The 13,852-nt window shown below is 53.9% G+C and carries 12 protein-coding genes; all 12 read left to right on the top strand.

Annotation, left to right across the window (positions count from 1 at the left end):
- The first annotated feature begins 3 nt into the window (after positions 1–3).
- The 12 genes from C7M51_RS02850 to tolA all read left to right on the top strand — a co-directional run bounded on the left by C7M51_RS02850 (position 4) and on the right by tolA (position 13,820).
- Positions 4–720, top strand: coding sequence for a succinate dehydrogenase iron-sulfur subunit (locus tag C7M51_RS02850; RefSeq protein WP_160620328.1), 717 nt, complete (start codon positions 4–6; stop codon positions 718–720).
- A 251-nt stretch (positions 721–971) separates the two neighbouring features.
- Complete coding sequence (gene sucA / locus C7M51_RS02855) at positions 972–3,779, top strand: 2-oxoglutarate dehydrogenase E1 component (protein WP_160620330.1); 2,808 nt, start codon at positions 972–974, stop codon at positions 3,777–3,779.
- A gap of 13 nt (positions 3,780–3,792) precedes the next feature.
- On the top strand, positions 3,793–5,010 hold the full coding sequence (gene odhB, locus C7M51_RS02860; protein WP_160620332.1) for a 2-oxoglutarate dehydrogenase complex dihydrolipoyllysine-residue succinyltransferase: 1,218 nt from the start codon (positions 3,793–3,795) through the stop codon (positions 5,008–5,010).
- Between the two features lie 69 nt (positions 5,011–5,079).
- A complete protein-coding gene (gene sucC, locus C7M51_RS02865) occupies positions 5,080–6,246 on the top strand; it encodes an ADP-forming succinate--CoA ligase subunit beta (protein WP_160620334.1) in 1,167 nt (388 codons plus the stop codon).
- Positions 6,246–7,121, top strand: a complete 876-nt coding sequence (gene sucD / locus C7M51_RS02870; RefSeq protein WP_141176947.1) for a succinate--CoA ligase subunit alpha — start codon at positions 6,246–6,248, stop codon at positions 7,119–7,121. Before sucC ends, sucD begins: the two co-directional genes overlap by 1 nt.
- Before the next feature lie 782 nt (positions 7,122–7,903).
- Positions 7,904–9,472 (top strand): cytochrome ubiquinol oxidase subunit I, encoded by a 1,569-nt coding sequence (cydA, locus tag C7M51_RS02875; protein ID WP_160620336.1) that lies wholly within the window; start codon positions 7,904–7,906, stop codon positions 9,470–9,472.
- Between the two features lie 11 nt (positions 9,473–9,483).
- Positions 9,484–10,623 carry a cytochrome d ubiquinol oxidase subunit II gene (cydB, locus tag C7M51_RS02880; protein WP_160620338.1) on the top strand — a complete coding sequence of 380 codons (1,140 nt, stop codon included), beginning with the start codon at positions 9,484–9,486 and terminating at the stop codon, positions 10,621–10,623.
- A gap of 15 nt (positions 10,624–10,638) precedes the next feature.
- A complete protein-coding gene (cydX, locus tag C7M51_RS02885) occupies positions 10,639–10,755 on the top strand; it encodes a cytochrome bd-I oxidase subunit CydX (protein ID WP_160620340.1) in 117 nt (38 codons plus the stop codon).
- A 250-nt stretch (positions 10,756–11,005) separates the two neighbouring features.
- Entirely contained in the window at positions 11,006–11,410 is a 405-nt protein-coding gene (gene ybgC / locus C7M51_RS02890) for a tol-pal system-associated acyl-CoA thioesterase (RefSeq protein ID WP_160620341.1), read from the top strand.
- Complete coding sequence (gene tolQ, locus C7M51_RS02895; protein WP_160620343.1) at positions 11,407–12,093, top strand: Tol-Pal system protein TolQ; 687 nt, start codon at positions 11,407–11,409, stop codon at positions 12,091–12,093. The genes ybgC and tolQ overlap by 4 nt, the downstream gene beginning before the upstream one ends.
- 13 nt (positions 12,094–12,106) lie before the next feature.
- Positions 12,107–12,535 carry a colicin uptake protein TolR gene (gene tolR / locus C7M51_RS02900; RefSeq protein WP_160620345.1) on the top strand — a complete coding sequence of 143 codons (429 nt, stop codon included), beginning with the start codon at positions 12,107–12,109 and terminating at the stop codon, positions 12,533–12,535.
- 31 nt (positions 12,536–12,566) lie between these two features.
- Positions 12,567–13,820 (top strand): cell envelope integrity protein TolA, encoded by a 1,254-nt coding sequence (gene tolA, locus C7M51_RS02905; protein WP_160620347.1) that lies wholly within the window; start codon positions 12,567–12,569, stop codon positions 13,818–13,820.
- The last annotated feature ends 32 nt before the right edge of the window (positions 13,821–13,852 follow it).

Genomic DNA, 13,852 nt, shown 5'->3' on the forward strand with positions numbered 1-13,852 from the left:
ACGATGAGACTCGAATTTTCCATTTATCGTTATAACCCGGATGTGGATAACGCGCCCCGTATGCAGGATTACACCCTGGAAGCGGAAGAGGGACGCGACATGATGCTGCTGGATGCGCTGATTAAGCTGAAAGAGAAAGATCCGTCGCTGGCGTTTCGCCGTTCCTGTCGTGAGGGCGTTTGCGGCTCTGACGGGCTGAATATGAACGGGCGCAACGGCCTGGCCTGCATCACGCCGGTCTCGGCGCTGAGTAACGGCAAACAGAAAATTGTGATCCGTCCGTTGCCGGGCCTGCCGGTGATCCGCGACTTAGTCGTGGACATGGGTCAGTTCTATAAGCAGTATGAAAAGATCAGGCCTTACCTGTTGAATAATGGCGAAAATCCGCCGGCGCGCGAGCATTTGCAAACGCCGGAAGAACGCGCACATTTAGATGGGCTTTATGAGTGTATTCTGTGCGCCTGCTGCTCAACCTCCTGTCCGTCGTTCTGGTGGAACCCGGATAAATTCGTTGGGCCTGCGGGGCTGCTGGCCGCCTATCGCTTCCTGATTGACAGCCGCGATACCGAAACCAACGCGCGCCTGGACGATCTCAGCGATGCTTTCAGCGTCTTCCGCTGTCACAGCATTATGAATTGCGTTAGCGTGTGTCCGAAAGGATTGAACCCAACGCGCGCCATCGGCCACATTAAGTCGATGCTGCTACAGCGTAACGCATAACGCCATAAGCGATCCGGGAACTCAGGTTCCCGGATGTTTTAAGGAAACCCCGTTAAGCGCTGTCAGCAGGCAACGTTTACCAAGGTTCCCTTACGGGCCAGGGCATCGGTTGCCCACTGTGCTCGTATCGATGAACTGGATCTGGCTGTACCGCGCACTTTACAAGCAGGTGCGGGGTGCAGCGTTGGGCAAGCCGGTAACCCGGCAACAATGAAACCTCGAATAAAGCATGTAATGCTTAAGGGATCACAATGCAGAACAGCGCAATGAAGCCCTGGCTTGACTCCTCCTGGCTGGCCGGCGCGAACCAATCTTACATAGAGCAGCTCTATGAGGATTATCTCACCGATCCTGACTCTGTTGATGCTGTATGGCGTGACATGTTCCAGCAGCTTCCCGGCACCGGGCTCAGGCCTGAGCAGTTCCACTCCTCTACGCGCGATTATTTCCGCCGTCTGGCGAAAGATACTTCACGCTACGCCGCTTCTGTTGGCGATCCCGACGCCAATGCCAAACAGGTTAAAGTCCTGCAACTTATCAATGCCTTCCGCTTTCGCGGTCATCAGCATGCCAGTCTTGACCCGCTGGGACTCTGGCAGCAGGAGCAGGTATCGGATCTTGAACCCGCCTTTCACGGCCTGAGCGAGGCGGATTACCAGGAAACCTTCAATGTCGGTTCCTTCGCTATTGGTAAAGATCGCATGCAGCTCGGCGAGCTGATTAATGCGCTGAAGCAGACCTACTGCGGGCCGATCGGCGCGGAATATATGCACATCACCAATACCGAAGAGAAGCGCTGGCTCCAGCAGCGTATTGAATCGGTGGTTGGGCATGCCTCTTTCAGTAAGGAAGAGAAAAAAGGCTTCCTGAAAGAGCTGACCGCAGCGGAAGGACTGGAACGCTATCTCGGCGCGAAATTCCCGGGCGCGAAACGTTTCTCGCTCGAAGGCGGCGATGCGCTGGTACCGATGCTGCGCGAAATGATTCGTCATGCCGGTAAGAGCGGCACGCGTGAAGTGGTGCTGGGTATGGCGCACCGAGGGCGTCTGAACGTCCTGATTAACGTACTGGGTAAAAAGCCGCAGGATCTGTTCGATGAGTTCTCCGGCAAGCATAAAGAGCATCTTGGCACCGGTGACGTGAAATACCATATGGGCTTCTCTTCTGACGTGGAGACCGAAGGCGGTATGGTGCACCTGGCGCTGGCATTTAACCCGTCGCACCTGGAAATCGTCAGCCCGGTAGTCATGGGATCGGTGCGTGCACGCCTCGATCGTCTGGATGAGCCGGGCAGCAATAAAGTGCTGCCGATTACCATTCACGGTGATGCGGCGGTTATCGGTCAGGGCGTGGTGCAGGAAACCCTGAACATGTCGCAGGCGCGTGGTTATGAAGTGGGCGGTACGGTGCGTATCGTGATCAACAACCAGATTGGTTTCACCACCTCTAATCCAAAAGATGCCCGCTCAACGCAATACTGTACCGATATCGGCAAGATGGTGCAGGCACCGATCTTCCACGTCAACGCTGACGACCCGGAAGCGGTGGCCTTTGTGACCCGTCTGGCGCTCGATTTCCGTAACACCTTTAAGCGTGACGTTTTCATCGATCTGGTTTGCTATCGTCGCCACGGCCATAACGAAGCGGATGAGCCGAGCGCCACGCAGCCGGTGATGTACCAGAAAATTAAAAAGCATCCGACGCCGCGTAAAATTTACGCTGACCGTCTGGAAGCTGAACAGGTGATCAGCCTGGAAGATGCCACGGAAATGGTTAATCTTTATCGTGACGCGCTGGATGCAGGCGAATGCGTGGTGCCGGAATGGCGTCCGATGAGCCTGCACTCCTTTACCTGGTCGCCTTATCTCAACCATGAGTGGGATGAGAGCTACCCGGAAAAGGTAGATGGTAAACGGCTTCAGGAACTGGCGAAACGCATCAGTCAGGTGCCGGAATCGGTAGAAGTGCAGTCGCGCGTGGCGAAAATTTACAACGACCGCGCTGAAATGGCGGCGGGCAACAAGCTGTTTGACTGGGGCGCGGCGGAAAATCTCGCCTACGCCACGCTGGTAGATGAAGGCATTCCGGTACGTCTCTCCGGTGAAGATTCCGGGCGCGGCACCTTCTTCCATCGCCATGCGGTGATTCATAACCAGGCGAACGGCTCAACTTACACGCCGCTACAGCATATTCACAACGGTCAGGGCCAGTTTAAAGTCTGGGATTCTGTACTGTCGGAAGAAGCGGTACTGGCGTTTGAATATGGCTACGCTACCGCTGAGCCACGCACGCTTACCATTTGGGAAGCGCAGTTTGGTGACTTCGCTAACGGCGCGCAGGTGGTGATTGATCAGTTCATCAGCTCCGGCGAGCAGAAGTGGGGCCGTATGTGTGGCCTGGTGATGCTGCTGCCGCACGGCTATGAAGGGCAGGGCCCGGAACACTCTTCGGCACGCCTGGAGCGTTATCTCCAGCTGTGCGCCGAACAAAATATGCAGGTTTGCGTACCGTCTACCCCGGCGCAGGTTTATCACATGCTGCGTCGTCAGGCGCTGCGTGGGATGCGTCGTCCGCTGGTAGTGATGTCGCCGAAATCGCTGCTGCGCCATCCGCTGGCCGTTTCTTCACTGGAAGAACTGGCGAACGGTAGCTTCCAGCCAGCGATTGGTGAGGTCGACGATCTCGATCCGCAGGCGGTAAAACGCGTGGTGCTGTGCGCCGGTAAGGTCTACTACGATCTGCTGGAGCAGCGCCGCAAAAATGAGCAAAAAGATGTGGCTATCGTACGCGTTGAGCAGCTCTATCCTTTCCCGCATAAAGCGGTACAGGAAGCGTTACAGCCCTATGCGCACGTACATGATTTCGTCTGGTGTCAGGAGGAGCCGCTGAACCAGGGTGCCTGGTATTGCAGCCAGCATCACTTCCGCGAAGTGGTTCCTTTTGGTGCTTCTTTACGTTATGCCGGCCGTCCGGCTTCCGCTTCACCTGCTGTAGGTTACATGTCCGTACACCTGAAACAGCAGCAAGACCTGGTTAATGACGCGCTGAACGTTGATTAAATAAGGAAAGATAATGAGTAGCGTAGATATTCTCGTTCCCGACCTGCCTGAATCTGTTGCTGACGCCACCGTAGCAACCTGGCATAAAAAACCGGGCGATGCGGTAAGCCGCGATGAAGTTCTGGTAGAGATCGAAACGGATAAAGTTATCCTGGAAGTGCCGGCTTCCGCCGACGGCGTGCTGGAAGCCGTACTGGAAGAAGAAGGTGCCACCGTTACGTCGCGTCAGATCCTGGGCCGCCTGAAAGAGGGCAACAGCGGCGGTAAAGAAACGACCGCTAAAGCTGAAGGTAACGAGGCTAACCCGGCGCAGCGGCAGTCCGCTTCGCTGGAAGAAGAAAGCAACGACGCGCTCAGCCCGGCGATCCGCCGCCTGATTGCTGAACACGATCTTGACGCCGCTGCGATCAAAGGCACCGGCGTTGGCGGACGTCTGACCCGTGAAGATGTGGAAAAACATCTGAAACAGCAGCCTGCCGCCGCGAAAGCCGAGCCGAAAGCGGAAGCTGCACCGCAGCAGCCGCTGGCGGGCCGCAGCGAAAAACGCGTACCGATGACCCGTCTGCGTAAGCGTGTGGCGGAGCGTCTGCTGGAAGCGAAAAACAGTACCGCAATGCTGACCACCTTCAACGAAGTGAACATGAAGCCGATTATGGATCTGCGTAAGCAGTACGGCGAAGCTTTCGAGAAGCGTCACGGCGTGCGTCTGGGCTTTATGTCCTTCTACATTAAAGCTGTGGTAGAAGCGCTGAAACGTTACCCGGAAGTGAACGCCTCTATCGACGGCGACGATGTGGTTTATCACAACTACTTCGACGTCAGCATTGCCGTTTCTACGCCGCGTGGCCTGGTCACGCCGGTGCTGAAAGATGTTGATACGCTGAGCATGGCGGACATTGAGAAAAAAATCAAAGAGTTGGCGATTAAAGGCCGCGACGGTAAGCTAACGGTCGACGAGCTGACCGGCGGTAACTTTACCATCACCAACGGCGGCGTGTTCGGTTCTCTGATGTCCACGCCGATCATCAACCCGCCGCAGAGCGCGATTCTGGGCATGCACGCCATTAAAGATCGTCCGATGGCGGTAAATGGTCAGGTAGTAGTGCTGCCGATGATGTATCTGGCGCTCTCTTACGATCACCGTCTGATCGATGGCCGCGAATCCGTAGGCTATCTGGTGGCAGTGAAAGAGATGCTGGAAGATCCGGCGCGCCTGCTGCTGGACGTTTAATCTTGCCGGGCGCGGTATATGCCGCGCCCAACGTTACTAATGTTTTCAGACCTGAATGGATAGAACATCATGAACTTACACGAGTACCAGGCGAAACAGCTGTTTGCACGGTATGGCTTACCGGCACCCACCGGTTACGCCTGCACTACGCCACGCGAAGCGGAAGAGGCGGCCTCCAAAATTGGCGCAGGCCCGTGGGTAGTGAAATGTCAGGTTCATGCCGGTGGCCGTGGTAAAGCGGGCGGTGTGAAAGTGGTTAACAGCAAGGAAGATATTCGTGCCTTCGCTGAAAACTGGCTGGGTAAACGTCTGGTCACTTACCAAACGGATGCGGAAGGGCAGCCGGTTAACGAAATTCTGGTAGAAGCCGCTACCGATATCGATAAAGAACTCTATCTCGGTGCGGTTGTCGATCGCAGCTCGCGTCGCGTGGTGTTTATGGCCTCTACCGAAGGTGGCGTAGAGATTGAGAAAGTAGCGGAAGAAACCCCGCACCTGATTCATAAAATGGCGCTGGATCCGCTGACCGGTCCGCAGCCTTATCAGGGCCGCGAGCTGGCATTTAAGCTGGGTCTGACCGGCAAACAGGTAAACCAGTTCACCAAAATCTTTATGGGCCTGGCAACGCTATTCCTGGAACGTGACCTGGCGCTGGTTGAGATCAACCCGCTGGTTATCACTAAGCAGGGCGACCTGATCTGTCTGGATGGCAAACTGGGCGCGGACGGCAACGCAATGTTCCGTCAGCCGGAACTGCGTGAAATGCGCGATCCGAGCCAGGAAGACCCGCGTGAAGCCCATGCTACCCAGTGGGAACTGAACTACGTTGCGCTGGAAGGTAACATCGGCTGTATGGTAAACGGCGCTGGCCTGGCGATGGGGACCATGGATATCGTGAAACATCACGGTGGCCAGCCAGCTAACTTCCTCGACGTCGGCGGTGGCGCGACCAAAGAGCGCGTAACCGAAGCCTTTAAAATCATCCTCTCTGATGATGCGGTGAAAGCGGTATTTGTTAACATTTTCGGCGGCATCGTGCGCTGTGACCTGATTGCTGACGGCATCATCGGTGCAGTAGCGGAAGTTGGCGTTAACGTACCGGTAGTGGTACGTCTGGAAGGGAACAACGCTGAGCTGGGCGCACAGAAACTGGCGGACAGTGGTTTGAATATTATTGCAGCAACCAGCCTCACCGACGCGGCCCAACGCGTTGTTGCTGCAGCGGAGGGTAAGTAATGTCCATTTTGATCGACAAAAACACCAAAGTTATCTGCCAGGGGTTCACCGGTGGCCAGGGTACATTCCACTCTGAGCAGGCGCTGGCCTATGGGACGCAGCTGGTTGGTGGCGTAACGCCGGGCAAAGGCGGCACGACCCATCTCGGCCTGCCGGTATTCAATACCGTGCGCGAAGCGGTAGAAGCTACCGGCGCGACAGCCTCCGTTATTTATGTACCGGCTCCGTTTTGTAAAGACGGCATCTTGGAAGCGATCGATGCGGGCATTAAATTAATTATCACCATTACCGAAGGTATTCCGACGCTGGATATGCTAACGGTAAAAGTGAAGCTGGACGAAGCGGGCGTGCGCATGATTGGCCCGAACTGTCCGGGCGTGATCACGCCGGGCGAATGTAAAATCGGTATCATGCCGGGCCACATTCACCAGCCGGGACGCATCGGCATCGTATCCCGTTCAGGTACGCTGACCTATGAAGCGGTTAAGCAGACTACCGACATCGGTTACGGCCAGTCCACCTGCGTGGGTATCGGCGGCGATCCGATTCCGGGTTCTAACTTTATTGATATCCTGCAGATGTTCCAGGATGACCCGCAGACCGAAGCCATCGTAATGATCGGCGAAATCGGCGGCAGTGCGGAAGAAGAGGCGGCTGCTTTTATCAAAGAGCACGTGACCAAGCCAGTTGTTGGCTATATTGCGGGCGTCACCGCGCCGAAAGGCAAGCGTATGGGACATGCAGGTGCCATCATCGCAGGCGGTAAAGGTACGGCGGATGAGAAATTCGCTGCGCTGGAAGCCGCAGGTGTAAAAACTGTACGTAGCCTGGCAGATATTGGCGATGCAGTAAAAGCGGTTCTTCCTCTGAAATAATCTCTTTAAGATTATTCGATAAATTGGCCACCTGTGGGTGGCCTTTTTTATATATTGCCGTTGGTTAAGTAACTTCCTGTCTTTTATCCCTCTCATTGCTTCTGGATAAACCTCTCATTCGTTCTCCTGTTTTTATATTTGGCATAAATTTTGCAATATATGTTTGTTGTATTTTTGATTGTTTTTGGTTTATTTATTGTAAATTTCAACGGAAAGGATAATGGTAAAAATAATGTTATCTGAAGAAAAGGAATTAAACGCTTTAGCTATTCAACTAAAAGAAAAGTAAAATTTGGCAATTTAAACTTTTTCTAATATTAAACACATGCGCTAATATTACTAAATATAAACGTTAAGTTAACATTTGATTTACCACTATTTTAATTTCTCTCATTAAGTTTTAATTTTTCTTTGATTTGCCGTTAATTATTTGAAGTTTAAGTTTTCCTATTGACCTCGCGCCTTTTCGGAGTAAATTGCGCCATATCATTTTTTGGATTTTTACCTCATTTGTAGTAGTTGCGAATCTGGATCAAAAAAATCCTCAGGCCGCAATAATTTTGCTTTACCGTTTCGTTTGTATGGGTATTATATTGGCGTCTCACCAGGGAAGATATAATTAACTTTCGTTTAACTGCTGTAGGGCAGCGTGGCTGTTTGCGTCCGCTATACAGCAAAAAATAAAAAACCTTTTTCAACAGCAATTAGCCTGTCGCTATTTGTTGGTTCGCCAATAAATAACGTATGCGTTAATCGCTTTCAGCGAAAAGCAAGGGGTCAAGATGTTCGATATCGTCGATCTGTCGCGTTTACAGTTTGCCTTGACGGCGATGTACCATTTCCTGTTTGTGCCACTGACGATAGGTCTGTCGTTTTTACTGGCAATCATGGAAACCGTCTATGTCCTGTCGGGAAAACCGATTTACAAAGATATGACTAAGTTCTGGGGCAAGCTGTTTGGCATTAACTTCGCCCTGGGGGTTGCCACCGGCCTGACGATGGAATTCCAGTTTGGGACTAACTGGTCTTACTATTCTCACTACGTTGGGGATATTTTCGGCGCTCCGCTGGCTATCGAAGCGCTAATGGCTTTTTTCCTTGAATCGACTTTTGTCGGCCTCTTCTTTTTCGGCTGGGATCGTCTCGGCAAAGTTCAGCATATGGCCGTGACCTGGCTGGTTGCGCTGGGTTCCAACCTTTCTGCGCTGTGGATCCTGGTCGCTAATGGCTGGATGCAGAACCCGATTGCCGCCGAGTTTAATTTTGAAACCATGCGCATGGAAATGGTGAGCTTCTCTGAGCTGGTATTAAACCCGGTGGCACAGGTGAAATTTGTGCATACCGTGGCGGCGGGCTATACCACCGGGGCCATGTTTATCCTGGGCATCAGCGCTTATTACCTGCTGCGCGGGCGCGACGTCGCTTTTGCGAAGCGCTCTTTCGCTATTGCGGCCAGTTTTGGTATGGCGGCAGTGCTGTCGGTCATTCTGCTGGGCGATGAGTCCGGCTATGAAATGGGTGATGTACAGAAAGCTAAGCTGGCTGCGATAGAAGCCGAGTGGGAAACCCAGCCTGCGCCAGCCTCCTTTACGCTGTTCGGCCTGCCCAACCAGGAAACTCAGCAAAACGACTACGCCGTTCAGGTTCCGTGGCTGCTGGGACTCATTGCCACCCGTTCGGTGGATAAACCGGTAACCGGGCTGAAAGAGCTGTTGGCGGAACATGAAGTACGTATCCGCAACGGTATGAAAGCATATCAGTTACTGGAAGCGTTGCGCGCTGGTGAAACCGATCCGGCAGTACGCGAAGACTTTAACGCCCGTAAACAAGATCTTGGCTATGGCCTGTTGCTGAAACGCTATACGCCGAATGTGGCTGACGCAACGGAACAGCAGATCAAGCTGGCAACGCAGGACTCTATTCCGCAGGTCGCGCCGCTCTATTTCTCCTTCCGCATTATGGTGCTGTGCGGTGTGTTGATGCTGGGGATTATCGGGCTCTCATTCTGGAGCGTAATCCGCAACCGCGTGGGTAAAAACCGCTGGCTGCTGCGAGCGGCATTCTTCGGCATCCCGCTCCCCTGGATCGCTGTTGAAGCGGGCTGGTTTGTGGCTGAATACGGCCGTCAGCCCTGGGCGATTGGCGAAGTGCTGCCAACAGCGGTAGCGAACTCCTCGCTTACTATCGGCGATCTGCTGTTCTCAATGATCCTGATCTGCGGCCTCTATACGATCTTCGTGGTGATAGAGATGTATCTGATGATCAAATTCGCCCGCCTGGGGCCAAGCAGCCTGAAAACCGGACGTTATCACTATGAACAGTCCACTATCGCTTCACAGCCTGCGCAGTAAAGGAGTCAGCCATGTTGGATTATGAAGTTGTACGTTTTATCTGGTGGGTGCTGATTGGTGTTCTGCTGATTGGCTTCGCCATCGCCGATGGGTTCGATATGGGCGTGGGTATGCTGTCACGCATTCTGGGACGCACCGATACCGAGCGCCGCGTGATGATTAACAGCATCGCGCCGCACTGGGACGGCAACCAGGTATGGCTGGTCACCGCAGGCGGCGCACTGTTCGCCGCCTGGCCAATGGTTTACGCCGCGGCGTTTTCCGGCTTTTACATTGCGATGATCCTGGTACTGGCTTCGCTTTACTTCCGCCCGCTGGGATTTGACTATCGCTCAAAGATTGAAGATGTACGCTGGCGTCGTGGGTGGGATAACTGCATCTTTATTGGCAGCTTCGTACCGCCGGTAGCGATTGGTATCGCGTTTGGCAACCTGTTACAGGGCGTGCCTTTCCATGCCGATACCTATCTGCGCCTCTTTTATACCGGCAGCTTCTTTGAATTGCTCAACCCGTTTGGTCTGCTGGCGGGCGTGGTCAGCCTGACAATGATTCTGACCCAGGGGGCAACCTATCTGCAAATGCGTACCGGCGGTGAGCTTTACCTGCGCGCCCGTGCAGCGGCGCAAATCTCCGCGCTGGTGATGCTGGTGGCTTTCGCGCTGGCGGGCGTTTGGGTGGTATACGGTATTGAAGGTTATGTTGTGACCAGTGCGCTCGATCATGCGGCGGTCTCTAATCCGTTAAATAAAGAAGTGGCACGTCAGGCAGGTGCCTGGCTGATTAATTTCCAGAACCATCCTCTGCTGTGGCTGATTCCTGCGCTGGGCCTGCTGCTGCCGCTGTTGACGGTGATCTGTTCACGTCTGAGAAAGAGCGCATGGGCATTTCTTTGCTCCTCGCTGACGCTGGCGTGTGTGATCCTTACCGCCGGCGTTGCGATGTTCCCGTTCATTATGCCTTCCAGCACCCAGCCTAATGTCAGCCTGACGCTGTGGGACGCGACTTCAAGTCTGTTAACGCTCAACCTGATGCTGTATGTGGCAATGATTTTCGTACCGCTGATCCTGATTTACACCAGCTGGAGCTATTACAAGATGTTCGGGCGCATTACCAAAGAACATATAGAACGTAACACTCATTCACTTTACTAACGGAGGCGACAAGCTATGTGGTACTTTGCCTGGATTCTCGGAACGCTGCTGGCCTGCTCCTTAGGTATCATCACTGCGCTGGCGCTGGAGCATATAGAAGAAAGCGCGCCGCAGGATAACGCGCAAGGCTGATCGATTGACGCGTAGTGCATTGACAGGAAAGAGCCCGCAACGGGCTCTTTTCTTTTTGCAGGCCAGCCGACAACGAAAAATTTTGTCAATTCATCTGTTTTTAGTCCCACCTTGTGCCAGTAAATATCACGAAATTTTTGTCAATAGTATCCGTTTGATAATTATTTTATCTGCGCTCTGGCGACCCATTCCCAAGCCGTTTGCACTTGCGTATAGTAGCAACGTTTAAAAAGCATTACCGGGATGTAAAGTGAGTACAACGCTGTTTCGCTGGCCGGTACGTGTCTACTACGAAGATACGGATGCCGGTGGCGTGGTTTATCACGCCAGCTATATTGCTTTCTATGAACGAGCACGTACTGAAATGCTGCGCGAGCGTCATTTCAATCAGCAATCGCTGCTTGAACAGCAGATTGCTTTTGTTGTTCGTCGAATGACGGTTGATTACATTGCTGCTGCGCGTCTGGACGACTTGCTTGAGGTTCAGAGCGAGGTAACGACGATGAGTCGGGCCACCATGACGTTCAGGCAACGTATTGTTAACACAGAAGGCAAAGTTCTCAATGAAGCAGAAGTTCTTATTGCCTGCATCAACCCACACCTCATGAAGCCGATAGCGCTTCCCAAGTCTATTGTCGCGGAGTTCAAGCAGTGACTGACATGAACATTCTTGATTTGTTCCTGAAGGCAAGCCTTCTGGTCAAACTTATCATGTTGATTTTGATCGGGTTTTCTATTGCGTCCTGGGCAATTATCATCCAGCGTACCCGCATCCTTAACGCGGCGGGGCGCGAAGCGGAAGCCTTTGAAGATAAATTCTGGTCGGGCATTGAGCTTTCTCGCCTGTACCAGGAAAGCCAGACGCGCCGCGACGAGCTAAGTGGCTCTGAGCAGATCTTTTATGCCGGTTTTAAAGAATTTGCTCGCCTGCACCGTGCGAACAGCCATGCGCCGGAAGCGGTCGTCGAGGGTGCGAGCCGCGCGATGCGGATCTCGATGAACCGCGAGCTGGAAGCGCTGGAAAACCATATTCCTTTCCTGGGTACCGTAGGCTCTATCAGTCCTTATATCGGCCTGTTTGGTACGGTGTGGGGGATTATGCATGCCTTTATCGCGCTGGGTGCAGTGAAGCAGGCCACGCTGCAAATGGTAGCGCCGGGTATCGCGGAAGCGCTGATCGCAACCGCTATCGGTCTGTTTGCCGCTATTCCGGCGGTCATGGCCTATAACCGTCTTAACCAGCGCGTCAATAAACTGGAACAGGGCTACGACAACTTTATGGAAGAGTTCACGGCTATCCTGCACCGTCAGGCATTCTCCAGCGACAGTAAAAAGTAAGCCGAGGTGACGTATGGCCAGAACGCGTGGTCGCGGTCGCCGCGATCTGAAATCAGAAATTAACATCGTTCCGCTGCTGGACGTGCTGCTGGTGCTGCTGCTGATCTTTATGGCGACGGCACCCATTATCACCCAGAGCGTTGAGGTGGATCTGCCAGATGCTACGGATGCGAAAACCGTCTCCAGCGATGACAATCCACCGGTAATCGTGGAAGTGGCTGGCGTTGGCCAGTACAGCCTGGTGGTCGATCACGATCGCATGGAGCAGCTGCCTGCCGAGCAGGTGGTGGCAGAAGCGCAGCGTCGACTGGAAGCGAATCCGAAAACGGTGTTTCTGATTGGCGGTGCGAAAGATGTCCCCTATGACGAAATCATCAAGGCGCTGAACCTGCTGCATCAGGCGGGTGTGAAATCAGTTGGCCTGATGACGCAGCCAATTTAATTATTCCGTAACCGTTTTTTGGGAACCGAGCGTGTCGAAGGCATCCGAACAAAACGATAAGTTAAAACGCGCGATAATCATTTCAGTGATATTGCATATCTTTTTGATTGCATTACTGATCTGGAGTTCGTTTGACGAGAAAATCGAGGCCAGCGGCGGCGGTGGCGGTAGCGATATTGATGCTGTCATGGTCGATCCGGGCGCGGTGGTTGAGCAGTATAATCGCCAGCAAAATCAGCAAAGTGACAGCCGCCGGGCTGAACAGCAACGGCAGAAAAAAGCGCAGCAGCAGGCTGAAGAGCTACAGCAGAAGCAGGCGGCAGAACAGCAACGTCTGAAAGAGCTGGAGAAAGAGCGGCTACAGGCGCAGGAAGAGGCGAAAAAGCAGGCGCAGGAACAGGCTGAGCAGCAGCGCGAGGCTGAAGAAGCGATGAAGCGTGCGCAGGAGCAGCAGAAAGCAGCAGAAGCCGCCGCCGCTAAAGCGAAAACCGAAGCGGCAGAGCAGGCAAAAGCTGCCGCCGCTGCTGCGGCAAAAGCGAAAGCGGAAGAACAGGCGAAAGCAGCCGCTGCCGATGCGAAGAAAAAAGCGGAGCAGCAGGCTAAAGCGGCGGCAGAAGCGAAGGCCAAAGCCGAGGCCGAGGCGAAAGCGCAGGCGGCCGCCGATGCCAAAGCGAAAGCTGAGGCAAAAGCCAAAGCTGCGGCGGAGGCTAAAGCAAAAGCCGCTGCGGAAGCGAAAGAAAAAGCGGCACAGGAAGCCAAAGAAAAAGCGGCTGCCGATGCTAAAGCGAAAGCCGAGGCGAAAGCAAAGGCAGCGGCGGACGCCAAAGCCAAAGCCGCTGCGGAAGCGAAAGCGAAGGCTGCCGCAGACGCGAAGAAAAAAGCGGCGGCGGAAGCAGCCAGCGACAGTAGCGCGGTAGATGATTTGCTGGGCGGCCTGACCTCAGGTAAGAACGCACCTAAAACCGGGCAGTCCGGCGGTGCGGCGGGTAAAGGTACGCAGAAAAAATCAGGGGCTTCCGGGGCGGCTATCGATAGCTATCTCGGTCAGGTGAAAGGGGCAATAGAGAGTAAATTCTATGATTCCGACACCTTCAAAGGGCGAACCTGTGACGTGCGCATCAAGCTGGCACCGGATGGACTGTTGATTTCAGCAACGGCGGCAGGCGGCGATGCGGCCCTGTGCCAGGCGGCGATTAACGCAGCGCGCATGGCGCGGATGCCGAAGCCGCCAAGCCAGGATGTCTGGCAGGCGGTGAAGGATGCAGTGCTGGAATTCAAGCCTTAATAATGCAGTAACAAATGGTAGGTTGAACTATG

Origin of the sequence: Mixta intestinalis (assembly GCF_009914055.1) — a bacterium.
GTDB lineage: Bacteria > Pseudomonadota > Gammaproteobacteria > Enterobacterales > Enterobacteriaceae > Mixta > Mixta intestinalis.